The 25,291-nt window shown below is 44.9% G+C and carries 22 protein-coding genes and 1 pseudogene; 6 read left to right on the forward strand and 17 right to left on the reverse strand.

Annotated elements, in window-relative coordinates; genetic code table 11:
- Window positions 1-59: 59 nt before the first annotated feature.
- A complete protein-coding gene (locus tag BLT91_RS05740; protein WP_090817946.1) occupies window positions 60-500 on the reverse strand; it encodes a MarR family winged helix-turn-helix transcriptional regulator in 441 nt (146 codons plus the stop codon).
- Between the two features lie 348 nt (window positions 501-848).
- Window positions 849-1,805: a 3'-5' exoribonuclease YhaM family protein gene (locus BLT91_RS05745; protein WP_090817948.1), complete on the reverse strand. Its 957-nt coding sequence runs from the start codon at window positions 1,803-1,805 to the stop codon at window positions 849-851.
- 218 nt (window positions 1,806-2,023) lie between these two features.
- Here BLT91_RS05745 and BLT91_RS05750 point away from each other — a divergent pair, with 218 nt between their 5' ends.
- Window positions 2,024-2,257 carry a hypothetical protein gene (locus tag BLT91_RS05750; protein WP_217635182.1) on the forward strand — a complete coding sequence of 78 codons (234 nt, stop codon included), beginning with the start codon at window positions 2,024-2,026 and terminating at the stop codon, window positions 2,255-2,257.
- An 18-nt stretch (window positions 2,258-2,275) separates the two neighbouring features.
- Here BLT91_RS05750 and BLT91_RS05755 read toward each other — a convergent pair whose 3' ends face one another.
- Window positions 2,276-3,058, reverse strand: coding sequence for a nucleotidyltransferase domain-containing protein (locus BLT91_RS05755; RefSeq protein WP_090817954.1), 783 nt, complete (start codon window positions 3,056-3,058; stop codon window positions 2,276-2,278).
- A gap of 302 nt (window positions 3,059-3,360) precedes the next feature.
- Here BLT91_RS05755 and BLT91_RS05760 point away from each other — a divergent pair.
- Together BLT91_RS05760 and BLT91_RS05765 are read left to right on the forward strand one after the other, a co-directional pair.
- Window positions 3,361-3,750 (forward strand): annotated as a pseudogene (locus tag BLT91_RS05760) (LLM class flavin-dependent oxidoreductase); the annotation flags it as partial.
- A gap of 87 nt (window positions 3,751-3,837) precedes the next feature.
- Window positions 3,838-4,053, forward strand: coding sequence for a hypothetical protein (locus BLT91_RS05765; RefSeq protein WP_090817957.1), 216 nt, complete (start codon window positions 3,838-3,840; stop codon window positions 4,051-4,053).
- A 100-nt stretch (window positions 4,054-4,153) separates the two neighbouring features.
- On the opposite strand, the gene rocF (BLT91_RS05770) is transcribed toward BLT91_RS05765, so the two are convergent.
- From rocF (BLT91_RS05770) to BLT91_RS05830, 13 genes are all read right to left on the reverse strand, one after another.
- The gene (gene rocF / locus BLT91_RS05770; RefSeq protein WP_090817960.1) at window positions 4,154-5,089 is read right to left on the reverse strand and encodes an arginase; all 936 of its coding nucleotides are present in this window, start codon (window positions 5,087-5,089) and stop codon (window positions 4,154-4,156) included.
- A 2-nt stretch (window positions 5,090-5,091) separates the two neighbouring features.
- The gene (locus tag BLT91_RS05775; protein WP_090817963.1) at window positions 5,092-6,303 is read right to left on the reverse strand and encodes an ornithine--oxo-acid transaminase; all 1,212 of its coding nucleotides are present in this window, start codon (window positions 6,301-6,303) and stop codon (window positions 5,092-5,094) included.
- Window positions 6,304-6,319: 16 nt separating this feature from the next.
- Entirely contained in the window at window positions 6,320-7,222 is a 903-nt protein-coding gene (rocF, locus tag BLT91_RS05780) for an arginase (protein WP_090817966.1), read from the reverse strand.
- 180 nt (window positions 7,223-7,402) lie between these two features.
- Window positions 7,403-8,281 carry a LysR family transcriptional regulator gene (locus BLT91_RS05785; protein WP_254776804.1) on the reverse strand — a complete coding sequence of 293 codons (879 nt, stop codon included), beginning with the start codon at window positions 8,279-8,281 and terminating at the stop codon, window positions 7,403-7,405.
- Between the two features lie 57 nt (window positions 8,282-8,338).
- Entirely contained in the window at window positions 8,339-10,063 is a 1,725-nt protein-coding gene (locus BLT91_RS05790; RefSeq protein ID WP_090817970.1) for a M28 family peptidase, read from the reverse strand.
- Window positions 10,064-10,163: 100 nt separating this feature from the next.
- Window positions 10,164-11,711 (reverse strand): glutathione ABC transporter substrate-binding protein, encoded by a 1,548-nt coding sequence (locus tag BLT91_RS05795; protein ID WP_090817973.1) that lies wholly within the window; start codon window positions 11,709-11,711, stop codon window positions 10,164-10,166.
- 22 nt (window positions 11,712-11,733) lie between these two features.
- The gene (locus tag BLT91_RS05800; protein ID WP_090817976.1) at window positions 11,734-12,699 is read right to left on the reverse strand and encodes an ABC transporter ATP-binding protein; all 966 of its coding nucleotides are present in this window, start codon (window positions 12,697-12,699) and stop codon (window positions 11,734-11,736) included.
- Window positions 12,680-13,675, reverse strand: a complete 996-nt coding sequence (locus tag BLT91_RS05805; RefSeq protein ID WP_090817979.1) for an ABC transporter ATP-binding protein — start codon at window positions 13,673-13,675, stop codon at window positions 12,680-12,682. Before BLT91_RS05805 ends, BLT91_RS05800 begins: the two co-directional genes overlap by 20 nt.
- A 14-nt stretch (window positions 13,676-13,689) precedes the next feature.
- Window positions 13,690-14,598 (reverse strand): nickel transporter permease, encoded by a 909-nt coding sequence (gene nikC / locus BLT91_RS05810; protein WP_254776805.1) that lies wholly within the window; start codon window positions 14,596-14,598, stop codon window positions 13,690-13,692.
- Between the two features lie 15 nt (window positions 14,599-14,613).
- A complete protein-coding gene (nikB, locus tag BLT91_RS05815; RefSeq protein WP_090817982.1) occupies window positions 14,614-15,534 on the reverse strand; it encodes a nickel ABC transporter permease in 921 nt (306 codons plus the stop codon).
- A 58-nt stretch (window positions 15,535-15,592) separates the two neighbouring features.
- The gene (locus tag BLT91_RS05820; RefSeq protein WP_090817985.1) at window positions 15,593-17,146 is read right to left on the reverse strand and encodes a glutathione ABC transporter substrate-binding protein; all 1,554 of its coding nucleotides are present in this window, start codon (window positions 17,144-17,146) and stop codon (window positions 15,593-15,595) included.
- A 12-nt stretch (window positions 17,147-17,158) separates the two neighbouring features.
- On the reverse strand, window positions 17,159-18,370 hold the full coding sequence (locus tag BLT91_RS05825) for a M20 family metallopeptidase (protein ID WP_090817988.1): 1,212 nt from the start codon (window positions 18,368-18,370) through the stop codon (window positions 17,159-17,161).
- Window positions 18,371-18,664: 294 nt separating this feature from the next.
- Window positions 18,665-19,564 (reverse strand): LysR family transcriptional regulator, encoded by a 900-nt coding sequence (locus BLT91_RS05830; RefSeq protein ID WP_090817990.1) that lies wholly within the window; start codon window positions 19,562-19,564, stop codon window positions 18,665-18,667.
- A 253-nt stretch (window positions 19,565-19,817) separates the two neighbouring features.
- Between BLT91_RS05830 and yhbH the strand changes: the two genes are divergently transcribed.
- The 3 genes from yhbH (at window position 19,818) to BLT91_RS05850 (ending at window position 23,739) form a co-directional block, all read left to right on the forward strand.
- Window positions 19,818-20,975, forward strand: coding sequence for a sporulation protein YhbH (gene yhbH, locus BLT91_RS05835; protein ID WP_090817993.1), 1,158 nt, complete (start codon window positions 19,818-19,820; stop codon window positions 20,973-20,975).
- Window positions 20,972-22,408 carry a SpoVR family protein gene (locus BLT91_RS05840; RefSeq protein ID WP_090817996.1) on the forward strand — a complete coding sequence of 479 codons (1,437 nt, stop codon included), beginning with the start codon at window positions 20,972-20,974 and terminating at the stop codon, window positions 22,406-22,408. Before yhbH ends, BLT91_RS05840 begins: the two co-directional genes overlap by 4 nt.
- Window positions 22,409-22,947: 539 nt before the next feature.
- Window positions 22,948-23,739, forward strand: coding sequence for a hypothetical protein (locus BLT91_RS05850; RefSeq protein ID WP_254776806.1), 792 nt, complete (start codon window positions 22,948-22,950; stop codon window positions 23,737-23,739).
- Between the two features lie 44 nt (window positions 23,740-23,783).
- Here the strand turns inward: BLT91_RS05850 and BLT91_RS05855 are convergent, their stop codons facing one another.
- Complete coding sequence (locus tag BLT91_RS05855; RefSeq protein ID WP_090819747.1) at window positions 23,784-25,229, reverse strand: nicotinate phosphoribosyltransferase; 1,446 nt, start codon at window positions 25,227-25,229, stop codon at window positions 23,784-23,786.
- Window positions 25,230-25,291: the final 62 nt, after the last annotated feature.

Below are 25,291 nucleotides of genomic sequence, written 5' to 3' on the forward strand. Positions count from 1 at the left end.
TTCTGATCCTCGCTTAAATGAATTTCCAATACCTCAAAAGAGGGGTACGCTTGTACCCCTTAATTGAATTTATTTACGCTGCTTATTATTTGTTTCAGCTGTTCATTGAAATTGTAAATTTCTTCAAGAGATAATCCGCTTGATTCAAGCAGCGACTGTGGAATGCATAACGCTTTCTCGTAAAGTGCAAGGCCAGCTTCAGTAATTTGAATGTTAACGACACGCTCGTCTTCTACAGACCGTTTCCTTTGAACCAAATTCTGACCTTCCATCCGTTTAAGCATGGGTGTCAAAGTACCCGAATCCAGGTCGAGCTTCTCGCTAAGTTCTTTCACTGTACTTTCCTTTTGATCCCAGAGAACCAACAACACCAAATATTGTGGATAAGTAATCCCTAAATCTTCAAGAAACGGGCGGTACATCCGTGTAATGGCTCTCGAACTAGCATATAAACTAAAGCATAGCTGATTTTCAAGTTTTAAAAATTCACTGCTGCTCATAGGGCTGTCTTCCTTTCCGTTCAGTCATATTGTGAACAATCGATTTGCTTCAAATGTATATAAAAATATCCCCTCTGTCAATGTAATTAGTTTGATCCCGAACGAATCGTAAGATGAGCGGCGCTTTCTAGGAAGATAGAGTGAGCGTCATCCATTTCATCACAAAAAATATGAACGAAACAGCCATACTTTTCGGCTAGGCTGAAGCAAATGTCGAGCGAGGTCAAACCTTCCTCACGCGTAGGCTCGAGATGCGGAATTGCGTTGCGGTGTCATAACAACGACACTTGTGGATAAAAAAACTGCGCGAGCATTTGTGCTCACGCAGTTCTTGTTATTTTGATACCGTTATAAGTTCAATCGATACATGGCCTTATTCTCTAGTCCGCGAATCATCGGCGTCCATGGTTCTGTCTCCGGTGTTGTCAGCAAGGTATCCTCAACCATCTGCAGCTTCGCATCCATCGAATCAATATAATGTAAAGCAACAGCTTCAGGGATTTGAGGCAGTACCGGACTTCCCCATTCGGGCAAGTTGTGATGGGACAGCACAATATGCTGTAGACCAATCACAACATCCGATTGGAGATCAATTCCATGATGCAAAGCCGCTTCCGTAATCCAATTCGACGCCATCGAGATGTGTCCGAGCAGTTTCCCCTGTACACTGTAATCAGAAACGATACCTAGCTGCGCAATCATCTCTTCGGGTTTAGCGATGTCATGCAATATGATACCCGCTTTAATTAAATCATGGTTGAGAAATGGGCGCTGTTTACAAATAAATTCACCTATCTCGAGCATCCGCACAATGTGATACGCAAGGCCAGCGAAATAGGCGTGATGATGGGTTTTGGCAGCAGGATAATGGTTAAGTTTATCCGCCACTTTTGTTACACAGAACGAAACGAGCGATTTAATCGTCGGATTCGTAATACTTTCCATAACGTGATTTATCGTATGTATAAGATCGATTGGACTAATGGGTGCTGAACGGATGAAATCTGTCATTTCTATGCCATCCTCTGGCAGCGCCTTGCGTAATCTGCCGATTTTCACCTGCAGTTTATCGCGATAGGTTTGGACCAGGCCTTGAACCTTCACCAGTGTCATGGGGAAAAAGGTTTCCTTATCCGTTGCGCTGACATCCCACATTTTGGCGGAAATTTGCCCGCTGGCATCGCAAAGAACGATGTCCATGAAATCTTTGGCAGGTGTCGTATTCGTTTGTTTGACTTCCAATTCTTTGATAAGGTAAAAGCCAACAAACTCGTCTGGTGCTTGTAATTGCTTGATTAACGTCATTTTAGTTCCTCCACATGTCATTAGTAACATTATACTATGAAAATGATAAAATGGATTCATAGAAGATTATAGAAATTCGAGGAGACGAAAATGCAGGCAAAAACAATCTTTGGTTGTGATTTTAGCGGGGCCATCAACCCTTCCGAGAAAATCTTTATTGCGCGTGGTGAGCTTGTGGAAGGAAATCCTTTGCTTATCCAGCGTTAGTTTATCAGTACGTGGAGGAATTGGAGAATTGGTCATCTCGCGCCAAAAGCCCCCTGACATATATTGATTCGCTCAAACCACGTATGCAAATGGACGCGAATGATGCTGTGGTTGCTTGTATCACGATGGCTTATGCCATGGAAAAGAATCGTTTGTATTGTTCATGGAGAGCGAAGCCCGCTTTTGCTTCCGATGTGGAGTGGCGGGCTTCGGGACTTGAAGGTTTAATTGTGCGGTTGAGTTGAACATAACTATATCCCTCTCTATGAGCCCCAAACCTCCCTTAGTGCCTCACGGAATAAGGCATCTAAAGCTGCTTCTTGCTTTTCTTCAGAGTCAGCGATATGTTTGGCGATTTCTTCGAAATAAGCAATTTGTCGATCTAAGAAATCGTTAATCACCGTGATTTTCGGCTCTAAGTCGAATTCGATACCAGCCTTCTTCCGCGTTAACAACGTATACACTGCTTGTTTTAAGTTCGATTCTGGCAGCATTTTCTCCACCAGAACTTCAAAATCCATCGGCGGCATGCTGTCTCGCTCTTCAATCCATTGACAAGCCAGCACCGGGCATAACACATAAAAATACTTCTTGATTTTCACATACTCGCCTTGCAAATATTCCCGAAAGTTCCTTTTGGCCATATGCAAATAATGATACATACTGGACCGCGGTGAGAAGGTTAACGGCGAAAGTTTGCGAATTTGCTCCGTTACGCTATATTGCTCCAAATACTGAATCGGCGACTGCAGCCATTCGAGCAAAGGCGGGTTCGATTTGCGAAACAAGTTCAGCGCCTTTTTCAAATCCCAACCGTTGATGTCCAGTTGATCGCTGATTGGACGCTCAATGACATCTCTTTTCTCAAATATGGATAAGTACCAATCCACTGGTCTTACATAGATAAACCTCACATCATAATCACTGTCCTTCGATGGAAATCCCCACGCTCTACTACCCGATTCGCAGGCATATAGGATCTGCACACCTTCCTCTTGCTCAATTCTTTTTAGCTCACTAGCTATTTTTCTCGTATCAAATGTCATGGGACTCACCCTTTCTTCGTATATTGAGTATGCAAAAAAGCCATAGACCGACATCGTCTACGGCTTTTACATGTCAAATTTCAATACTCAAAGAGCACCTACGTATTCGTCATAAGTCCGTTGGAGACCGATGGTATGATGTGCTTTCAATTGTCAGGTTATTCATAGAAATTTGAATACGAATCATATCGTCGGCCTCCTTTCCAATCATTTACAAACATCATACGGTTCAAACCCAGGAACTGTCAATCCTACTGAGAAGGAAATATAAATTATAGTTTATACGCCAATCGAAAGTCGGGGTTACCGAACGGATCGGTTTGGCCGCCACAGTTTCAACTACCTATCATGAGCCGTACAATTTAGCACGCGAATTCTCTTGCTTGGATCATTTGAGCGGAGGACGCGCAGCATAGAATGTTGTGACTTCTGGCAGAGATGAAGAGGCACACAATTTTAGTAAAGATAAACATCCTGTTCATGATAAACGTTATGAAAGAGCCCGCGAATTCGTTGATATCGCTACTTCCCTCTGGGATAGTTGGGAAGATGACGCTATAGTAGCTGACAAAAAAAGTGGCATTTTCGCAGATCCCAGGAAGGTACATGAATTGGATCACCGTGGTGACTCTTTCGCTGTTCGCGGTCCCTTAAACCTGCCACGTTCACCGCAAGGAAGACCTGTTATTATTCCCGAGAACTTAGGCTTGAAGAGACCGCAAAGCCGCTTTCAAACAGCTGCATCTGCCATCAAATAATGGAGATTGGGGGAATCAAACATGGGAAAAGACAATAAACAGAGGCAACTTCATTTAGGCGCATTTATATTTGGCGTTGGCCATCACGTAGCTACATGGCGCTATCCGGAAACAAAAACGAGCGGACTTTTAAAGCTTAATTTCTACCGTCAATTCGCTGTAGGAGCAATTAACAAAAAGCTGGATACATCACAAGTGCTTGAAAGTAAATTTGTTGATCAGGCGCTCAAAAAATAAACTAAAAGTCTGCCTAATCTCCAATGTAGCTGCGGGAGGTTGGGCAGACTTTTTACGCACCTGCGGGCTTTTTAAGTTGAAATTATCATGTCCGTGCGTACTACAAGATCCGCTTACCGAGCAAAGAAGCAATTAATCCCACAGCAAGCCTCGCCGTTCTTCGATCGACATCCAACAATGCATTGATTTCCACAACGTCCATGGATGTAATGCGCCCGGACTCTGCTAACAACTCTAAAGCAAAATGTGCCTCACGGTACGACAAACCACCAAGAACCGGGGATCCTACGCCGGGCGCTTCCAGTGGATCGAGACAATCGGCATCAAAGCTAAGATGAATCCCGTCCGTCCCGTTTCCAGCAATTTGAAGCGCTTTTTCTATCACATTTTGAATGCCCATCCGGTCAATATCATGCATAGAATAACAGGTGATTCCTTTGGATCGAATCAACTCTCTTTCACAAGAGTCCAACTCACGCGTTCCGATGATGACGAGATGCTCCTTCTTTATAGGAGCGTCTATGCCGGACATATCCGCCAGTTGAGACCCGCCTTCCCCAAGAATTGCAGCAAGAGACATCTCATTCATTTTCCCGGTTGAAGTCGTTTCTTCCGTATGAAGACCGCCGTGGGCGTCAAACCAAATCAACCCGAGATTCGAAAAATGAGACGTTAAGCCAGCCACAACACCTACAGAAACACTATGATCACCGCCTAAAACCAGCGGAAACGTTTGCCCGGCAGCAGCCTGCGAAACCTGTTCTGCCACAAGTCCGCTCATCTCTTTCACTTCAGAGATGTACTTTACTTTAGCCTTTCCGCTAGACGGCACCTTATGATCCGGACAATCTACCTGGTGGTCTGCGGCCAGCTCCAAACCAAGGTTTCTGATTTGTCGAATGAGACCTGACTGCAGCATACTTTCCGGACCTAATTCCGAACCTGGGCGTCCGGCGCCTAACCCAAACGGGACTTGAATGAGACTTAGTTTTTTAGGCTTGTCTGTAAATGGGGTTAACTGATTATATCCGGTCATTGTCATTCTCCTCCTATCATAGATTCATTCAAAACAAGCTTGATTCTTTCCAATGCCCAGTCTATCTGTTCCAAAGTTATCGTTAAAGGAGGAGCAAATCGGATGGTCGTATCGTGTGTTTCTTTACATAACAGTCCAAGCTCTTTGAGTTGCTCACAATAAGGGCGTGCGGGTTCCGTTAACTCTAAGCCAATAAATAGTCCGCGTCCGCGAATGTCCTTAATCTTCGGATTGATTAGCTCCCGAAGCTTCTGAGTAAAATAAGCGCCTAACTCAGCCGAGCGGTCCACCAGCTTCTCGCTTTCCAACACCTCTAATGCAGCTATGGCAACAGCGCAGCCGAGCGGATTCCCCCCAAAGGTGGAGCCGTGAGAGCCCGGATCCAACACGCTCAAGATAGAATCATCCGCTGCGACAGCTGAGATCGGGAACACTCCGCCCCCAAGCGCTTTGCCCATTATGTAAATGTCCGGTTGAACCCCTTCCCAATCGCAAGCAAACAGCTTCCCCGTTCTTCCAAACCCGGTTTGAATTTCATCTGCAGCAAAGAGCACATTGCTCTTCTTACAAAGCTGATAAGCCGCTTGCAAAAAACCGTTTTGCGGAATGAGAATTCCTGCTTCCCCTTGTATCGGTTCAACCAAAAATGCCGCTGTATGAGGGGTAATTGCATCCCGCAATGCATCCAGATCCCCGTAAGGAATGATCTTAAACCCAGGGGTAAACGGCCCGAAACCCCTTTTGTATTCATCCGAGGAAGATAACGAGGTCACTGTAACGGTTCTCCCATGGAAATTTCCATCGCATACAATAATTTCGGCTTGATTGGCGGGTACCTTTTTCACCTGATAAGCCCAGCGCCTTGCGACCTTCAATGCGGTCTCAACGGCCTCAGCACCCGTGTTCATCGGTAAAATCATTGATTTTCCTGTAACTGCGGACAGCTTCTCGTAAAAGAGACCTAATTGATCGTTATGAAATGCGCGGGAGGTCAGCGTCACTTTATCCGCTTGGTCCTTCAGCGCCTTAATAATCCGTGGGTGTCTATGTCCATGATTTAGAGCAGAATAGGCGCTAAGCATATCCATATATCTGTTGCCTTCCGGGTCCTCCACCCAAACGCCTTCCGCTTGAGAAATAACGATCGGCAGCGGATGATAGTTATGGGCACCGTATGTTTCCGTTTGTTTGATGATGGTTTGAGTTTTATTCATGTTCTGGGTCCCCCTCCTACAAAATACGTTCTCCAAATACGGACCCGGCAAGGGCTACAGCTGTTTCTGCGGTTTTATTATTCAAATCCAGCATCGGATTAACTTCAACGAATTCAGCAGAGACCAGTGTATGACTTTCATACAGCATCTCCATGGCAAAGTGGCTTTCCCTATAAGAGAGACCTCCAAAAACAGGAGTTCCTACGCCTGGCGCTTCATGTGGATCCATTCCATCCAAATCTAAGCTGAGGTGAACACCGTCTGTACCATTTGTTACTGTTTTTAACGCTTCCTCCATCACGACCTTCATGCCGTAATAGTCAATATCATGCATGGTGAACACCCGGATGCCTTTTTCCTTCAGAAAGATCCTTTCACCAGGGTCGATAGAACGCGCTCCTATTATCACAACGTTCTCAGGGTTAACTTTGGAATGTACGCCACCGATAGATAGCAAATCCGGATGCCCATATCCCAGAGATACCGCTAAGGACATGCCATGAATATTCCCTGAGAACGTTGTTTCCTCCGTATTTACATCGCTGTGTGCATCAAACCATATGACACCCAGACGGTTTACCTTCTGCAGGACACCTTTAATGGTACCGATCGCTATACTGTGGTCACCGCCGATTACCAATGGGAAGTGGCCTTTATCCATTTCTCTTGCTACCGTGCAGCAAAGTTCCGCGTTCACCCGGGTAATTTCATCTAAATACTTCAATTTTTCACCGGCTTTGCAGGATTCCATCGGACGATTCACATTCAAATCGCCTAAATCTTGAACCCGGTATCCAAGTGATTCCAATCTAGGTTGAATATTGGAGCCTCTTATTGCGTTTGGCCCCATCTCGACCCCTCTTCTATCTGCACCGTGATGCAGCGGAACGCCAATTAGCGAAATGTTGTTTGTTTTCATGTCGTTCAGCCTCCACTTCCTTGCTTCTTCGTCATTTTATCACAGCTGTTTCAAGTGAAAAAATTGAATTATCTAATCGTAACAATTAAAAAAGGCTATACATTCAATAACGACAAATCCCCCTCTGGAAAGGCGGTACCTTCCAAAGGGGGATCTGACACACAGCAGATAGGGTTAGTGCTATATGCAAGTTTTCCAAATGCCCTTGACATTATCGGCAAACGATTTTATGTTCTTCTCATCCATTCGCTGCTTTAATACAACCATAGACGTTTCGATTTTCCCTGGAAATCTGTGCAGCTCTACTAGAACGCCTTTTTTCAAATCATTTTCTATTAAAGCCGAACCGAGCAGAGCCGTACCCGTATGATATAACACGGTGCGCTTAATCGTCTCATCACTTACACATTCTATGTAATTCGTTGGACTGATGCCATACTCATCCAAACATTCATTGACCAACTTCTGCAGATTGGATCCTGATTTGTACGTTATAAACGGATGCTTCTCCAGTAAATCGCGCGTCTTATGTGCCTCGTACATTTCTTTTGTTGTAACTAGAATTAAATCTTCTTTTCCAAGCAATAAAGACTCCATCGTGGGAGAATGACACGGTCCCGCAATAATGGCCAAATCCGCTTCGCTCGAGGCGACTTTCTTCATGGCCTCATTGCTATCACAGGAAAATAACTGCAGCTTAACTTGCGGATTTTGAGAAATATAAGAGTGAATGATCATAGATAAATAATGCGTACAGTAAAATTCGGGAGCCGCAATGGTTAACAGTCCGTGCGGGTTTTCCATTTTTCTCAGTTCCCGCTCCATTTGGTCGAGCACATCGAAGGCTTGGTCAATATATTGTTTGACCACCTTACCGGAGGGCGTCAAGAAGTTCTTATTCCCTATACGATTGAATAAGGTCACACCTAATTCGCTTTCTAGAGATTGCAATTGAACCGTAATGGTCGGCTGTGTATAACCTAGTTGATCGGCAGCTTTGGTTAAATTCAAACAATCTGCGACAGCCTGGAATGTTTTAAGTTTTCTGAAATCCATCATTTTCCACGCCTCTCGTCCTTCATGTGGTTACTAAAGACGCTCGCTACATCGACGATGTTAATCAAGCAAACGAATAGCCTGCTTGAATGCAAAAAGAATTTCATTGCATTTACGCCGGAGCGACATATGAATAAAACGGTATTGATCGCTTTCAGGGTCAGTTGCAACCAATTGGTCAATCTCAGCCAACTTCGGAATGCCCGGTAAATCGATTGCGGGGTCATGATCAAATCGGCTTCCCCTCACATAGTTGATGGGAACCAATATTCTGGAAATATCCATTATCGTTCGATTGATCTGGCTGATCCGTAGGGGGTCTTGGACATTGTGCTGATCAATGAGATTCTGGAATCTTTGCAGCTTCTCTTTTAACTCCCTTATCCGTAGGATAACCGGTGAAAGATCAAAATGATCGCCCGCTTTTTGCTGCCAATCAAACAAAGCTTGCTCAATATCATCCGCTGCCTTGTACTGGTTAATCGGAACAATGTCAGAGGTCAGTAAGCGGTTCATTAATAACACATAGACCTTGGCATCGCGCACTAAACATTCCGGGTCGATTTTATCCATCGTATCTTCCGTCGTATGCCACCACCAGCATAAGCCCGTCGCGTTTTCCCCGCCCAACATCTCAAAATAAGCTTTCACCGTTAGATCATCCGTATGCGATTGAATGGAAATCGAATAAAGGGCTGATGGCGTCCCCGTTCCCCAGAACGATTGATCCGCACATTTAAACATCCGCCGCCGCTTCAACCGCTCTCCTGTAACGGCCTCAATCGCATCCAAACCCAAGTCTTCGGTTTCAGCCATACAGTTTGCCTTTTGAATAATCGACCCTTTACCGCCCGAGGAATCGATGTTGATATGGACAATACATTTCTCTTCAAGCTCCTCCCAGTGAGTATCGCAATACCAGGTTGATCCTGCATACCTGCCGTGCGAGTGTCCTGACCAGAAAGCAAGCCGCAAGCCTCGCTTGAGCTCGTTCTTCTTTCCGGAAAAAAGCCGTGCAACCTCCATCATAATCGAATTCGCACTTCCATTATCCATTGCACCATAATGCCACGAATCAATATGTCCGCTAAATAATGCGAAAGGCCCTGAAACGTCATCCGGTTGAATTTCCGCTGTAAGTGCAGGAATCGACACAAATTTGGTATCTACAACCGTGGAGAGGACACAGCAGTTCTCCTCTTTCATAACTACCGCTTTGATACGTTCACCATCATCCTTGGTCACCGAAACTGCCGGAATTTTAGGCAGCAGATGCGCGGTTTCAGGTACCGGATGCCCCCAAACAAAGGACACAGCCATTTCATGTGTGTATTCCCCGTTAATAAAAATGATACCCACGGCTCCATGATCCTCGGCGTTTTTGACCACATCCGCTTCAGCGAGCCCATCTACCAGCAATACCTTTCCTTCAACTTCCCCTTTTCGCAAGGAACCCTGATGCCCTCGTCCCACATATACAATCTCCGTTTCCAGTCCTTGGACGGACGTCAACATCGAATGCGTGATGCAGTTGTAACTTGTCCCGCTTACTGTAAGCCTTGCTTCCCCAGGTAAGCTGATATAGGCGTCATAGAACAGAAGTTCCGTCTGAAAGCCCATTTTGTCCAATTCATTTTGAACATATTTAAACGCTCGCAACTCTTCCTCCGAACCTGACAAACGGACCTCTTTAGCAATATTTGTATTAAATTCAAGCAGATGTTGTTTAGAAACCAAGCCAAGCATCTCCTGATCGCCGGCGGTTAAAGTTCTGACAGTAGACATGTATTGTTCCTCCTAAAAAAGGTATTCCAGGGTATGCCGTTAGCCAGCAAGCCGCCAATAGCATCCCTGAAATACCTTATCTTTGTTATTCCCAGCAAAATTATTTTTTCGTTATCCCTCTTAGGTTCAGCGTATTATTAAATTTCCCATAAACGCCTTCCACCTTGCTTTGATTAGCGGACACCGTATCCATTTGTACAAGAAAAATCCAAGGAGCTTGATCCTTTAGGACCTCCTGCAGTTTTTTGTAATAGGCTTTCCGCTCATCTTCTTTGATGGATTTCATTCCTTTTTCGATTAAATCATCGACTTCGGCATTTGAAAATTCACCGTTGTTATCTTTGCTCATTCCTGATTTAAAGATCGGTCTTACCGCCCAATCCGCATCGTTGGTGTTTGTGATCCATCCGATGAGGAATAAATCGAAATCTTTCTTCTTGCTTGGATCCGACAGAGCAGAAAGATAGGAGGCCCACTCCCATTTTTGGAAAGTAACATTGAAGCCTACGGCCGCCAAATTGGCCTGAATAAACTCGGCAATTTGCTTATCTTTAAAATAACGTCCATCCGGTGTCCATATTCGAATAGTCGATCCTTCTTTTACCCCTGCCTCAGCCAGTAGCTGCTTTGCTTTTGCAGGATCAAACGGATATTGCCCAACTTTGGAATGTCCCCAAACGGTATCGGCGATCGCACTTTCCACAGGTCTGGAGGCGCCGGACGTCACTTTTTTCGCAATAGTTTCTTTATCCACAGCATAGTTCAGAGCTTGGCGAACCTTTGGATTGTTAAAGGGCGCATTGGTCGTGTTGATCCCCATATACAAAATGAGATTGCTTGGACTCACATTGAGTTTAATCTTGTCGCTTGTTTTCAGACGTTCGATATCAGCCACAGGTACTGGTGTGATGATATCCGCTTCCCCATTTTCAAGCTTAATGGATCGCGCCGAATCCTCCGGCACGTTGATAAAAGTGAAAGATTTTGTTTTTTGTTTATCCCCCCAATAGTTTGGGTTCTGTTCCAATACGACTTTATCTCCCGGTGTCCAGCTTACAAATTTATAAGGACCCGTACCGATCGGGTTTTTACCCAGACCTTTGCTGTCTTCTTGAATGGCCTTCGGGCTAATAATGTAGGCGGCCTGATGGGCGAAGCTTGCAAGGGCGGCTCCGAACGGAAATTTAAAGTGGAAAGTCAACTGATTCGCACTGTCCGCAGTAACGTGATCGATAAACTCTCCAAAAGTGCTGTAATTGCTCAATTTATTATCTTTGTTAAGCACCCGTTCAAAACTCATTTTTACCGCTTCCGCATTAAATGGAGATCCATCCTGGAACACAACTCCTTCTTTTAATGTAAAAGTCAGCTTCATGCCATCGTCAGAAGTCTTCCACTCTTTGGCTAATTGAGGGACAATCTTCATGTCTTTATCAAAGTTAACCAACTTGTCATAAATTAAATCTAAAATGTTGAGGGCGTTGGAATCGGCACCATTTTGTGGATCGAGAGTTCTAGGCTCGTTATTTAACGCAACGATCAAATCTTTTGGGACCTCCATCCCTCCCTGTGCCTTCGTATCCGGCTTGCTGCATGCGGTAATGACTAATAATAAAGACAATAAAATGAGAACTAATGCTCTCTTCATATGCTTTCCTCCTCGAGTGTAATCAATTATATAAATGGCATGCAACAAACTGCCCGTTAACTTCCTTCAATTCAGGCTTTTCCGTTCGGCAAATCGCCATACACTCGCCGCATCGCGGATGGAATGTGCAGCCTGAAGGCGGATTGGCTGGACTTGGTACATCTCCCTGTAATACAATCCGTTCCTTCTTGACTAAAGGATTCGGTATGGGTACAGCAGATAATAAAGCTTTCGTATATGGATGCTTCGGTGAATGAAACAATTCGTTCTTATCCGCAAGCTCCACAATTCTCCCCAAATACATCACGCCGATACGGTCGCTGATATGCCTTACAACGCTTAAATCATGTGCAATGAACAAATACGTCAACTGAAATTGCTCCTGCAATTCCTGAAGCAAATTGATCACTTGCGACTGGATCGACACATCCAAAGCGGATACCGGCTCATCGGCTACAATCAACTTAGGGTTTAATGCTAACGCACGAGCAATCCCGATCCGCTGGCGCTGTCCACCGCTGAATTCGTGCGCGTACCGTTTGGCATGGTAGCTGCTCAATCCAACGACATTCAGAAGTTCCTCAACGCGTCGATCTCTTTCTTTTCCGTGGGCAACACCATGGATTGTTAACGGTTCTGCAATAATTTCACCTACGGTCATGCGCGGATCTAGGGAGGTATAAGGGTCCTGGAACACCATTTGCATATCTCTGCGGATCTTCCTTAATTCCCCCGGATTCATGCTGACGAGATTTCTCCCCTCGTACAACACCTCTCCTTCCGTAGGTTGAAGCAGTTGCAGAATCGTCCTTCCTGTCGTCGACTTCCCACATCCGCTTTCGCCTACCAACCCAAGCGTTTCCCCTTTATAAATTGTGAAATCCAGTCCGTCAACAGCCTTCACATGGTTCACGGTGCGACTGAAGATCCCTTTTTTGATCGGAAAATATTTTTTTAAATTTTTAACCTCAATAAGTGGCTGCTTCATTTTGAGTCTCCCCTATCGATGAATGGAGCCAGCATCGGCTGAAGTGACCGGATTCAACCTCTTCCAGCTGCGGCGCTTTTTTCCGGCATACATCCATAGCGAACTCGCAGCGCGGGGCAAAGGTACACCCTTCGCGCAAGCTTCCTGGAATCGGCACGTTACCTTGAATGGAATACAATCTCTTTTCATCCGAGTCCAATTTAGGGATCGATTTCATCAAACCTTGCGTATACGGATGCTTCGGGTTTGTGAACAGCGTTACGACATCGGTTTCCTCTACGACTTTTCCGCTGTACATGACAATGACGCGATCACACATTTCGGCCACTACACCCAGATCATGGGTAATCATCATGATGGCCGTATTATTCTTCGCCTTAAGTTCCCTCATCAGGTCCAGAATCTGCGCCTGTATCGTTACATCGAGCGCCGTAGTTGGTTCGTCGGCAATCAATAGCTTCGGATTGCAGCTCATCGCCATAGCGATCATCACCCGCTGCCTCATTCCTCCCGACAGTTGGTGAGGGTATTCATCAACAATTTGCTCCGGTCTAGGGATGCCTACGAGCTTCAGCATCTTGATTGCATGTTCCTTAGCCTTTTTCTTGCTATGCCTCATATGGATTTCGACCGCTTCACCGATTTGCTGGCCGATAGTAAATACGGGGTTCAGCGACGTCATTGGTTCCTGGAAAATCATCGCCATTTCATTTCCGCGAATGGCTCTGATTTCGTTGTCTGAAAGCGACAATAGATCTTTCCCATTAAACGTGATTGAACCATCCACCACTTTCCCAGGGGTCAGTCTCATCGTTGTTAAAGAAGTCACGCTTTTGCCGCAGCCAGACTCCCCCACGATGCCGACTGTCTCCCCCTCATGAACCGTGATGTCGACACCGTCTACGGCCGGCACTACACCATCATCGGAATAAAAATAGGTCTTGAGGCCTTTGATTTCGAGTAGTTTGTTTTTCAATGTAGGACCTCCTGTTACAGCTTCATCTTCGGATCAAGGGCGTCGCGCAAGCCGTCACCCAACATATTGAAAGCAAGTACCATAAACATAATGGCAAGTCCCGGTATGGTACTGACGTGAGGGGCCGTTCTCAAATATTCCCTTCCCGTGCTAAGCATAGCCCCCCATTCCGGTGTAGGCGGCTGAGCGCCCATGCCCAGAAAGCTGAGTCCAGAGGCGGTCAAAATGGCAGTCGCGATACGCAAGGATGATAACACAATAATTGGTGCAATACTGTTCGGAATCACATGCTTAAAGATGATGAACGTATGAGTGCCTCCCATTGCTTTGGCTGCCTCGATAAATTCTTTGTTCTTTACAGAAATGACGGCGCTGCGGGAAATACGCGAAAACGTCGGAACCGAGAAAATGCCGATCGCAATCATAACGTTGCTCATACCAGGACCCAGAACGCTTACGATAGCCAAAGCCAATAGGAAGCTCGGGAATGCCATGAAAATATCCATGATTCGCATGATTAACATATCGGCCTTCCCGCCAAAATAACCGGAGACCGTTCCTAAAGCGACGCCGAAAATTACGGAAATCAACACCCCAACGATGCCGATCATCAAAGAAATTTGAGCACCGTAAATAATTCTTGAAAAAATATCCCGCCCGAATTCATCTGTACCGAACAGATGACTCCAACTAGGCGATTCAAGCATCACTTGCATGTTTTGCACAGTAGGATTATAGGGAGCAATCCAGCGTGCTAAGATCGCGACGATGATAAAGATCACTGATATCCACAATCCAACCATAGCCCGTCTATTTTTTTTGAATCGTCTCACCATCATGTTCCACGGCGTAGGGGGTGCGTAAGCCTGTTGGTCCAGATGGTTTTGCACTGTTTGTTGCTCTGCTGCTTCTAGCTGACTCATGAATGTGCTCCTTCCTTAGTCGTATCTCACCCGAGGGTCTACTAAACTGTAACAAAGGTCGACGACCAAGTTCACCACGACAAAGATCGTGGCAATAAACAGAACAGTACCCTGAATCGCCGGATAGTCCCTAAACTGAATGGATTGAATCACATAGCGTCCTAGCCCGTTCATAGAAAATACAGTCTCTGCAAGCACCGCTCCCCCCAATAAATGACCGAATTCCAAGCCGATGATTGTAATAATCGGGATTAACGCATTCTTCAAGGTATGCTTATAAATCACTATTTTTTCTTTAGCACCTTTCGCGCGTGCCGTACGAACAAAATCTTGGTGAATCACTTCCAGTATGCTTGAACGTGTCAGACGGGCCAGTATAGCAGAAGAGGAAAGTCCTATAGCTAGCGCGGGAAGAATAAAATATTTGAACCCGTCATTCCCCCCGGATGGAAGTATTCGCAGGTAATATGAAAAAATAAGGATCAACATGAGTCCCAACCAGAAGATAGGCATGGATATTCCGAACAAGGAAAACATCATCGTAGCGTTATCCCTGATACTGTTTGGCTTCGTGGCGGAAAAGATACCGGCAAAAAGCCCGATCACTACCATAATGATAATGGCCATGACGGTAAGTGTGATTGTGGTCGGAAGGCGCGTGAGGATCTCTTGTAGAACAGGCCTATCGGAGCGTAGTGAGGTTCCGAGGTCACCACTCAACAAATGAAACACATAACTTCCATATTGCACATACAAAGGTTTATTTAATCCCAACCGCTCCCGAACGAGCTCCACATCTTGGTTACTGGCTTCATTTCCGGCTATCAACCGGGCCGGATCACCTGGAACCGCATGAATCAGGATAAAAACAATAATGGATACACCTATCAAAGTCGGGATCATCTGCAGCATACGCTTTATGATATAGCTAAACAACCTGGTGCCTCCTTGTAAAAAAATTGGGGATGTAAACACATCCCCCGAATGACCATGTTTATTTTTTCAAAGCATCGCGTAAAATAAGTCTTTCATTCGTCCAAGTATAAACGCCTTCTACATTTTTGCGAACCCCAGTAATCTGTTTATTATCCAACACAAAAATCCAAGGGGCTTGTTCCTTTATGATTTTTAATGCATCGTTGTACGTTTTCTTCCGTTCATCCGGATTTGCCGTTTTCATACCTTTGTCAAGCAGCGCATCCAAGTCGGCGTTCGTGATTCCGGAGAGGTTGCTGCTTCCGGTTGTAGCAAAATTCGGACGCGCGGCCCAATCAGCATCTCCAGTAGAAGCGCCCCAGCTATCCAAAATGATATCGTAGCCGTCTTTTTTCGGATTGGTCGTTATTCCTTTATACGTTCCCCACTCGAATTTCTTGAACTCCACGTTTAATCCGACTGCCTGCAAATTACCTTGAACGAATTCAGCGATTTGACGATCCATCAAATAACGGCCTTCCGGCGTCCACAGCATAATTTTTGTTCCCGGAGCCACGCCTGCTTCGGCAAGCAGTTTCTTTGCTTTTTCCGGATCATATGGGTAAGCGCCAACGGAGGAGTAACCCCAGACCGGCTCCGCAAAAGCCGCCTCTGCTACCTTACCATAACCATTTAAAATTTTTTTCACAATTGTTTCTTTATCGACTGCATAGTTTAAGGCTTGACGGACTCTTACGTCATTGAATGGAGCCTTCGTCATATTCATAGGGAATTCAAGGCTTCTGGAGCTTGGAGATACAAGTACATTCACTTTGTCGTTCCCTTTAAGCCGCTCAACATCGGTCGGAACTACAGGAGAAATGACATCAGCTTCACCGGTTTCCAACATGATAGCACGCGCCGAATTTTCGGGTACCGGTTTAAATGTAATCGTCTTCACCTTCGGCTTGCCGCCCCAATAATTAGGATTGGCCTCGAACACAATTTTTGTACCCGGAACCCACTCTTTCAGTTTAAAAGGTCCGGCGCCAACTGGCGCTTTACCAAGGTTTTTCCCCTGTTCCTTTACATTTTTCGGGCTATGAATAGCGCCTGCCGCTTGAGCAAAATAAGTTAAAGCAGGACCGAATGGAAACTTGAGATCGAAGCTGATTTGATACTCACTGTCCACGTTCACTTTATCGATAAACTCGGAATAAAACGAATAGCGATTCAGCTTATTGTCTTTATTCAGAACCCGGTCAAAGGTGAATTTAACAGCTTCCGCATTCAATGGCGTATCGTCTTGGAATTTGACCCCTTCGCGAAGCTTGAATGTTATTTTTTTTCCGTCCGCAGATGTGCTCCACTCTTTTGCCAACTGAGCTACGATTTTACCGTCTTTATCCAAGGTGACCAGTTTGTCAAAGAGAAGTTCGGTCGCATTATTAGATAACGAGTCATTACTATCCTGCGGGTCTAGAATAGTAGGCTCCGCTCCCAATGCGACAACAAGGTCCTTCGGTTCTACTATACCTTGATTGTCTGCTCCTGAAGAAGATTTTGACGAACTGCTGCATGCGGAAAGAACTAACATCGTGCATAAAAACACAATAGATAAAATCTTCTTCAAAATAACTTCCCCCTAAAATTGAGTTACTGCTTCAATAGCTTCATGACTGGACTTCCATTTCTCAAACTCATCGCGAACTTGGCGAAGCGAGTCCGGATCATAACATAAATCATAAGCGGTCATAGCCAATGCTTTAGCAGCCTGGTTCAAACCCGTCATGCCTCCTTCGGACCCTGCCGCATCCCGAAACTCAGGAGTATGCGGTGTTACGTCTCCAATCCTTATGTACGGATGTATGGTGGCAGTGACTTGTCCTACATTGCCTATATCTGAAGAGCCAATTCCTCCCCTTTCTGGAGGGTTGGTTACCTCAAGCCCCATTAACGTTAAATTGTCTTTAAATAAACCAGATAAATATTTATTATTATTTCTTTCCGCATAGATTAAACCTTCGCTCATCTCGAATCTCGCTCCAACAGCTTCTGTACAATGACGAGCTGCCGCATATACTTTCTCTCTGACTACATGCAATTCTTTTACCGTAGGAGCTCTAAACATAAATTTCGCTTCGCAATAATCGGGTACAACATTGGCAGCATCTCCTCCTCTCGATATAATGCCGTGAATTCTTACATCTTGTTTAAAAAACTGACGCAATGAATTAATGGCTACATAAGAGTTAATTAATGCCTCTAATGCGCTGATCCCTTTTTCAGGCTCCGATGATGCATGAGCTTGCTTTCCATAAAACTTTAAAGTTGTATCCACACAAGCCAAGCCTCCGCGCATCACCATGTTACTCTGACGCGGATGACAAAGCATAGCCGCATCCACATGATCAAATACGCCTTTTTCACACATAATGATTTTGCCGCCGCCATCTTCCTCGGCTGGTGTTCCAAAAACTTCAATGGTTCCCGGGAAATCCGGAAAAGCATCCTTAAGCGCTAGAGCGGCACCCACGGCCGCTGTACCTATAAGGTTATGACCGCATGCATGCCCGATTTCTGGCAAAGCATCGTACTCGGCAAGAAAAGCTATAATAGGTCCTCCTGCGCCACCCGACCAGGAAGCTCGGAAAGCAGTCTCCAAGCCCGCTATCCCCATTTCCACCTGAAAATCTGCTTTCTTTAGGGGCTCTGTTAACCAATGTACGGCTTTATACTCATTAAAAGCTAATTCCGGATTGGCATGGATCTTTAAGGCAATTTCGCGCATTTCAGTGTCCCTGGCGTCAACAGCTTGCTGAATTAGTTTTTTAGCTTGTAATAACTCTTCAATCATCTTTTCAGCGCCTTTCGAATTCTGACTTTAACTTCCGTGTTAGTTTAATTGACATATTATGTATTAAAATTGCAAAAAAACAGAGTATAGGATCATAAACGACCTCGAATGTAAATAAAAGCGGATACAAAACACACTATTATTAAGTTAATTTTAAATCACCAGTGTCACATAAGTAAAATTAATATTTTCTTTGAATATACCAAAAAAAAATTTATAACGCGTTAAATACCATGTTAAATAAATTTACATGAAACATAAAGAGGAACCCATGTTACCGGTTCCCAGTCATTTTTATGATAAATTTTTGATATAAGAGACAAAGCGATTAACCATTGTATATTGCAATGATGTCTCTCGATACAACATCCATGTGTTTCTTTTAATTGACTCGCCGTTGTTCCTCACCAGATTTATTACATGCAATCCATCATCCGGTCTAACGAAAATACTAGGAATAATAGCGTACCCCAATCCGTTCTTCACCATTTCTTTACAGGTCTCATAGGTATCCACTTGCATGGTTATAATAGGCGGCTCCTTGAATCTCTCATACCACCAATCTTCAATAGTTCGGCTCAAAGATGAGTGTGATTGTACATAACTACCCGATGATTTACCGATCTGCTTAGGAACTTTGTAATTAATCCTAGATAATGAAGGCAAACTGTCTATTGCTATTTCTTCTTGAGATATAATGCAAATGTTTCCTTCATTAATCAGATATTTCTCGTCAAACCACTGGAACTCCCCCCTGACAATCGCCACGTGGATATCTTCAAGGACCAATAATTCAAATATTTCGTCACTCCACCCCGTGTTGACATTGATTTGCACATTAGGGTACGTATTAATAAAATTCCTTAATAATGGAGGAAGGTTGTGAAGGCCAAAATAGCTGAAAACGCCTATTCTAAGATTCCCTTTTACTTCACCTCGCATGTTTACGAGATAGTCCTTCGTGTTTCTCAAATCAATCAGATTTTTTTTGGCATAAGCAACTAAATATTCACCTTCAGGAGTAAGCTTTACTCCTTTTGAGCTTTTGGTAAAGATGGGGACGCCAAATTCTTTTTCAATTTGTTGGAGTCGATATGTTAACGCAGGTTGTGTAATGTATAGACGTTCCGCTGCTTTAGTCAGGTTTTGCTCCTCAGAAATATACTGAAGCATCAAACAATCCTTCTCGTTCACGGACTCCCCCCTCATCGCTTAAGATCTTTATATTGAGTTCCTGAATCCGAGCTAATTTCATTATAGACGATTGCTTTAAATCAAACCATCATCTCAAAATTCCCCCATACCCCATTCACATATCCCACACTCACTTGAATATATTTAGTAACAAGCCCTTTTTTTAGCCATGTCCACTCAGCGTTAAGCTTGCCATATCATTAAAAAACAATTATGCACCAGTTTTCTACGAAAACTCTAAGGAGGTGTCCGCATGACAGAACCCCGATTTATCGTTTCCCGTGAGGATTGGTCACTGCACCGTAAAGGATACCAAGATCAGACTAGGCACCAAGAGAAAGTGAAAGAAGCCATTAAACAGAACCTTCCTGATCTGGTCACCGACGAGAGTATTGTCATGTCCAATGGGAAGCAGGTCGTGAAGGTACCTATTAAGAGTCTGGACGAATACCGATTCCGTTATAACTTTAGTAAAGGAAAGCATGTCGGTCAGGGAGACGGCGACTCTCAGGTTGGCGATGTGTTGGGAACAGATCCACAGCCTGCTCAAGGCCCAGGAAAAGGCGAGGGTGCGGGCGATCAGGCCGGCGAGGATTATTATGAGGCGGAAGTGAGCATGGAGGAGCTGCAAGCCATGTTGTTTTCAGAGCTTGAGCTGCCTAATTTGAAGCAAAAAGAGAAACGCAATATGACGACGACGGAAATCATTTTCAACGATATCCGCAAAAAAGGTATCATGTCTAATATCGATAAGAAACGGACAATCATGGAAAATATGCGCCGCAATTCACGAACGAGCTCCCCTGGGATCCATCATATCAGTCCCGATGACCTTCGTTTCAAAACGTGGGATGATATTGAGAAGCCTCACTCCAATGCGCTTATCATTGCGATGATGGATACCTCCGGCTCCATGGGTTCCTTTGAGAAATATATTGCCCGCAGCTTCTTCTTCTGGATGACGCGTTTCCTGCGTACGAAGTATGAGAATGTGGAAATTGTATTCATTGCTCACCATACGGAAGCCAAAGAGGTCACGGAGGAAGAATTTTTCACTAAAGGTGAAAGCGGCGGGACGATATGCTCCTCTGCCTACCAAACAGCGCTTGATATTATCGACAAACGATATCCACCTTCGCAATTTAATATTTATCCGTTTCATTTCTCAGATGGAGATAATTTGACGTCTGATAACGAACGCTGTGTAAAGCTCATTACCCAACTAATGGAGCGCTCTAACATGTTCGGGTACGGAGAGGTTAATCAGTACAATCGCAGCAGCACATTGATGTCCGCTTTTCGCCATATCCATGACCCCAAATTTCTACATTACGTCATCCGTGAGAAAGGCGAAGTATACAAAGCGTTGAAAACCTTTTTTACCAAGCAGGAAGGAGTGGCTGTTCAGTGAGTAATAAATCGGAAATCCAGCAGCTTGAATACGCCATTGATGAAATTACGGAGATTGCTAAGGGCTTTGGACTGGACTATTTTCCTATGAGGTATGAAATTTGTCCCGCAGAAATTATTTACACATTCGGGGCTTATGGGATGCCAACCCGCTATAGCCATTGGAGCTTTGGTAAAAATTTCCATCGCATGAAGACACAATACGACCTAGGTTTGAGCAAAATTTATGAGCTCGTCATTAACTCGGACCCCTGCTATGCCTTCTTATTAGATGGTAATTCGCTCATTCAAAATAAGCTCATTGTCGCTCACGTTTTAGCTCACTGTGATTTCTTCAAAAACAACGTCCGCTTCTCAAAGACGAATCGGAATATGGTTGAAAGCATGTCAGCCACAGCGGAAAGAATTCGTCAGTATGAAATCGAGTATGGTATTGACGAAGTGGAACAATTCATTGACGCTGTTCTCGCTATTCAAGAACATATTGATCCTGTACTCACGCTGTCGTATCGACAGTCGCGGAAGCGTCAGGAAACACATAAAGGCTCCGCACCCGCTGCGCGTTCTGAAGCGACTTATGGTTATGAAGATTTATGGGATCTTGATACGAAAAGTAAACCAGTCACTCCACAGGACAAAGAAGAAAGCAGACGCTTTCCGCCCCAACCGGAGAAAGATATTTTGCTCTTCATCGAAGAGAACGCTCCTTATATGGAGGATTGGCAGCGGGATATTCTTACGATGCTGCGCGATGAAATGCTTTATTTCTGGCCACAGCTAGAAACGAAAATCATGAACGAAGGCTGGGCTTCGTACTGGCATCAACGCATACTGCGCGAACTGGATTTGACAGAGGAAGAAACCATTGAGTACTCCAAGCTCAACTCTTCCGTCGTCGTTCCCTCCCGCCATTCCTTGAATCCTTATTATCTGGGACTCAAGATTTACGAAGATATCGAGAAGCATTGGGACAATCCAACAGAAGAGGAAATAAGGACACTAGGACGGAAACCCGGTGAAGGCCGGAGTAAAATATTCGAGGTTCGCGAATACGAATCGGATACCTCTTTTATCCGGAATTATTTGAATAAACCACTTGTGGAAGAACTCGATTTATATGTGTTTGAGAAGAAGGGTCCTGAGTGGAAGATTACGGACAAAACGTGGGAAAATACCAGGGATCAGCTTATCTACTCGCGTGTTAATGGCGGCTTCCCCTACATCGTAGTGGAAGATGGCGACTACCAGCGCAGCGGTGAATTGTATCTGAAGCACGCTTTCGAAGGTGTTGAACTGGATCTCAAATACGTTGAGAGAACGCTCCCCTACATTTACAAGCTCTGGGGTAAATCCATTCATATGCACACTGTAGTCGAAGATAAGCCTGTATTATTCACCTTTGACGGTAAGAAGCATCATCGCCGTTTTCTCTAATATAAGAAAAGACTGCTTGAATGTAAAGGTTTGAGCGGTCTATTTACACCTGCCTATATATCCGACAGAAATAGCGCTGTTTCGACAACGTTAATCGACGGACTTATTGAAAAAGAGATGATACTCTTAATACTTAGTTAATCTTATTTAATTTTCCAGATAGGAGATGAATTGAAGTGAAAATGAATATTTTATTTAACAAGAGGCCTATTTCTGTAAATTTTGTTGGAACGGACCATAAATTAATTCCCTCTCTGATCAATGCTCTACGTTATAACAAATTTACAACGATGAACCTTGTTAATTCCTTGGATCATGTTGATTTGTTTAGTTCTGAAGCAATTTTATATGCCAAGGATGGGAATAAGGCTAGAATTCCTATTTTTTAATCGCAATTCTTACATAAATATAGAGCCCATTCGCCTGAGTGATTCGATCACTTACCGGATGGGCTTTTTTTTCGTGGAACAGGCATATTTTGAATTTATTTTCATAGATTTATAGAAATGAGCCGATTTAAGAGAATAGGAGTTGCCCCCATGTACATGTACCGCCTTGTAAAATTAAAAGCAGCCTACCTACTTATCTATATCCTTATTATGATAACTAGTTTTATATGGACCATCATCTTGGGAACCCATGGAAAGGTAAGAGCACCTAACCTGCCTATTTCTGAATATAGCATTAGCCAAGCAAGTAATGGCGTCACGATCCATACCATTCGGACTCCGCCTCAAAACATTGGGCTTAAGGCCATTACATCTAATGTGACGGATATGAAGGAAAATGGGATTAATGGCGGTTTTTTTTGGCAGAGTTATCTACTTAGCATCGCTGTCATTAATGACCATCCCGTCAAAGGGCAGCCAGGCGATTATGGCTCCGGCTGGTTTAATATTGACCGCAAACGGGGAACGCTTGTCTGGGATGAGAAGGCTCGAACCTTCACCATTCAAGTCGTTGAAAATGCGAATGAGTTGAAGGTAATGGATCGCGCTCATTATTGGGCGCAGGGAGGTGTGAGCATGGGACTGGCGAATCCAGACGGATGGGCCGCGCAAGCGATATCGGAAGAGATGCCGGTCATTGACGAGAAGCGAATGCGCTCAGGTATCGTCTACGATAGAAATAACAATGTTTATCTAGTCGTTGCTCCGACGCCTTGCACGGGTGATCAATTTCGCACCGCCGTTCAGGAGCAGGTTGGAGACGGACAGCTCGTGGACGGGCTGTTCCTAGACGGCGATGGTTCCTCCCAGCTCAAAGTCGCGGATTACTTGCTCCCCGGCGATCATCGCGAAGTGTATCAGATGATTACATTGTTGAACTGAGGTAGATAGAAAAAAATAATCCCGTGGCTAAAGAATACATTAGATCACATTGTTGTGTGTTGATGAATCAAATCCATCTTCAGGTTCCAAAGGGCCATGCTTAAATTCACACGATAACTTTCCGGATTGAGCTTACGGAGATACTGAGGCCAGAGGGATTGCATCTGTTCCGCGTGATAAGCTTGAATCCTGCCCAACGTCGGCAGTTCATAGACAAGCTCACCTGCGACGAATATGCTCTGGAGCAGCGGAATGGCTTCGTAATCATCAATAAATTTGTATATGTAAGGGTGGATGGGGTCGAACAGCTTGATCCGCTCACCATTCTTAATATCTACTTCATGCTGAAGCGCCAAATAATCCGCTTCCGCTTTACCTGTTTTCTTGCTCATGATGCGGTAGAGTTCCTTAAAGCCGGGATTCGTTACCTTTTCGGGATTGCCCGAAAGCTTAATAACCGGCATGAATTCACCGTTTTTCTCCCGCGCAACGAGCTTGTAAACCCCGCCCAGCGCAGGCTGATCGGCAGCGGTAATGAGCTGGGTGCCAACACCCCAGACGTCGATCTTGGCACCTTGGGCTTTCAGCCCCTCGATGATGTTCTCATCCAGATCATTCGATGCGACGATCTTCACCTCGGGAAAGCCCGCTTCATCCAGCATCCGTCTAGCTTGCTGGGATAAATACGCTAAATCGCCGCTATCCAAGCGAATGGCGTTCATGCTCTTGCCCTGGCTCTGCATCATACGCGCCGTCTTAATCGCGTTCGGTACACCGCTGCGCAGCGTATCGTATGTATCGACGAGCAGCGTCACTTGCTCTGGCAGCGCCTCTGCATAAGCACGGAAGGCTTCTTCTTCCGTATCGTGCGCCTGCACCCATGCATGGGCGTGCGTACCTTTGGTCGGGATGCCGAACAGCATCCCGGCTCTGAGGTTGGATGTCGCATGGAACCCTGCGATATAGGCAGCTCTTGCGCCCCAGATGGCGGCGTCAGCCTCTTGGGCGCGCCTTGTGCCGAACTCGAGCAGCACATCATGGGATACAACCTGTTTGATCCGAGAAGCTTTCGTCGCAATAAGCGTCTGGTAGTTCACGAAGTTGAGAATCGCGGTCTCAACCAGCTGCGCCTCGAATATGCTAGCCACAACACGCACGAGCGGCTCATTCGGGAAAACTAATGTTCCTTCCGGTACAGCTTGCAGGTCTCCACGAAACTTAAACTCGCGCAGCGCCACCAGAAATTCTTCCCGATAATTCTCTTCCTGTGTCCGCAAGTAGGCGATCTCCTGATCGCCAAAATGCAGATTCTGAATGTAATGGATTACCCGCTCTAAACCAGCGAAAACGGCATACCCGCTCCCAAATGGCAGTTTACGGAAGTATACCTCGAAAACAGCTTTCTCCTTATAAGTACCTTGCAGCCAATGCGCGTACATCATATTGATCTGGTATTTATCCGTATGCAGCGTCAAGTTGTCATAGTTCAAACGAGTCACCCTTTCCACCAAATATCAAAGTAGGTCGCTGGACCTCTTATTGCCTGTCCAAA

Origin of the sequence: Paenibacillus sp. yr247, assembly GCF_900103825.1 — a bacterium.
Classification (GTDB): domain Bacteria; phylum Bacillota; class Bacilli; order Paenibacillales; family NBRC-103111; genus Paenibacillus_E.

What these genes read in the sequence shown, in the direction of transcription:
- BLT91_RS05755 (WP_090817954.1), bottom strand. Translation starts at nt 3,058, where the DNA reads ATGACATTTGATACGAGAAAAATAGCTAGTGAGCTAAAAAGAATTGAG.
- rocF (WP_090817966.1), bottom strand. Translation starts at nt 7,222, where the DNA reads ATGAAAACAAACAACATTTCGCTAATTGGCGTTCCGCTGCATCACGGT.
- nikC (WP_254776805.1), bottom strand. Translation starts at nt 14,598, where the DNA reads ATGAGTCAGCTAGAAGCAGCAGAGCAACAAACAGTGCAAAACCATCTG.
- BLT91_RS05745 (WP_090817948.1), bottom strand. Translation starts at nt 1,805, where the DNA reads ATGACGTTAATCAAGCAATTACAAGCACCAGACGAGTTTGTTGGCTTT.
- yhbH (WP_090817993.1), top strand. Translation starts at nt 19,818, where the DNA reads ATGACAGAACCCCGATTTATCGTTTCCCGTGAGGATTGGTCACTGCAC.
- BLT91_RS05795 (WP_090817973.1), bottom strand. Translation starts at nt 11,711, where the DNA reads ATGAAGAGAGCATTAGTTCTCATTTTATTGTCTTTATTATTAGTCATT.
- BLT91_RS05765 (WP_090817957.1), top strand. Translation starts at nt 3,838, where the DNA reads ATGGGAAAAGACAATAAACAGAGGCAACTTCATTTAGGCGCATTTATA.
- BLT91_RS05740 (WP_090817946.1), bottom strand. Translation starts at nt 500, where the DNA reads ATGAGCAGCAGTGAATTTTTAAAACTTGAAAATCAGCTATGCTTTAGT.
- BLT91_RS05785 (WP_254776804.1), bottom strand. Translation starts at nt 8,281, where the DNA reads ATGATGGATTTCAGAAAACTTAAAACATTCCAGGCTGTCGCAGATTGT.
- rocF (WP_090817960.1), bottom strand. Translation starts at nt 5,089, where the DNA reads ATGACCGGATATAATCAGTTAACCCCATTTACAGACAAGCCTAAAAAA.
- BLT91_RS05775 (WP_090817963.1), bottom strand. Translation starts at nt 6,303, where the DNA reads ATGAATAAAACTCAAACCATCATCAAACAAACGGAAACATACGGTGCC.
- BLT91_RS05825 (WP_090817988.1), bottom strand. Translation starts at nt 18,370, where the DNA reads ATGATTGAAGAGTTATTACAAGCTAAAAAACTAATTCAGCAAGCTGTT.
- BLT91_RS05800 (WP_090817976.1), bottom strand. Translation starts at nt 12,699, where the DNA reads ATGAAGCAGCCACTTATTGAGGTTAAAAATTTAAAAAAATATTTTCCG.
- BLT91_RS05790 (WP_090817970.1), bottom strand. Translation starts at nt 10,063, where the DNA reads ATGTCTACTGTCAGAACTTTAACCGCCGGCGATCAGGAGATGCTTGGC.
- BLT91_RS05850 (WP_254776806.1), top strand. Translation starts at nt 22,948, where the DNA reads ATGTACATGTACCGCCTTGTAAAATTAAAAGCAGCCTACCTACTTATC.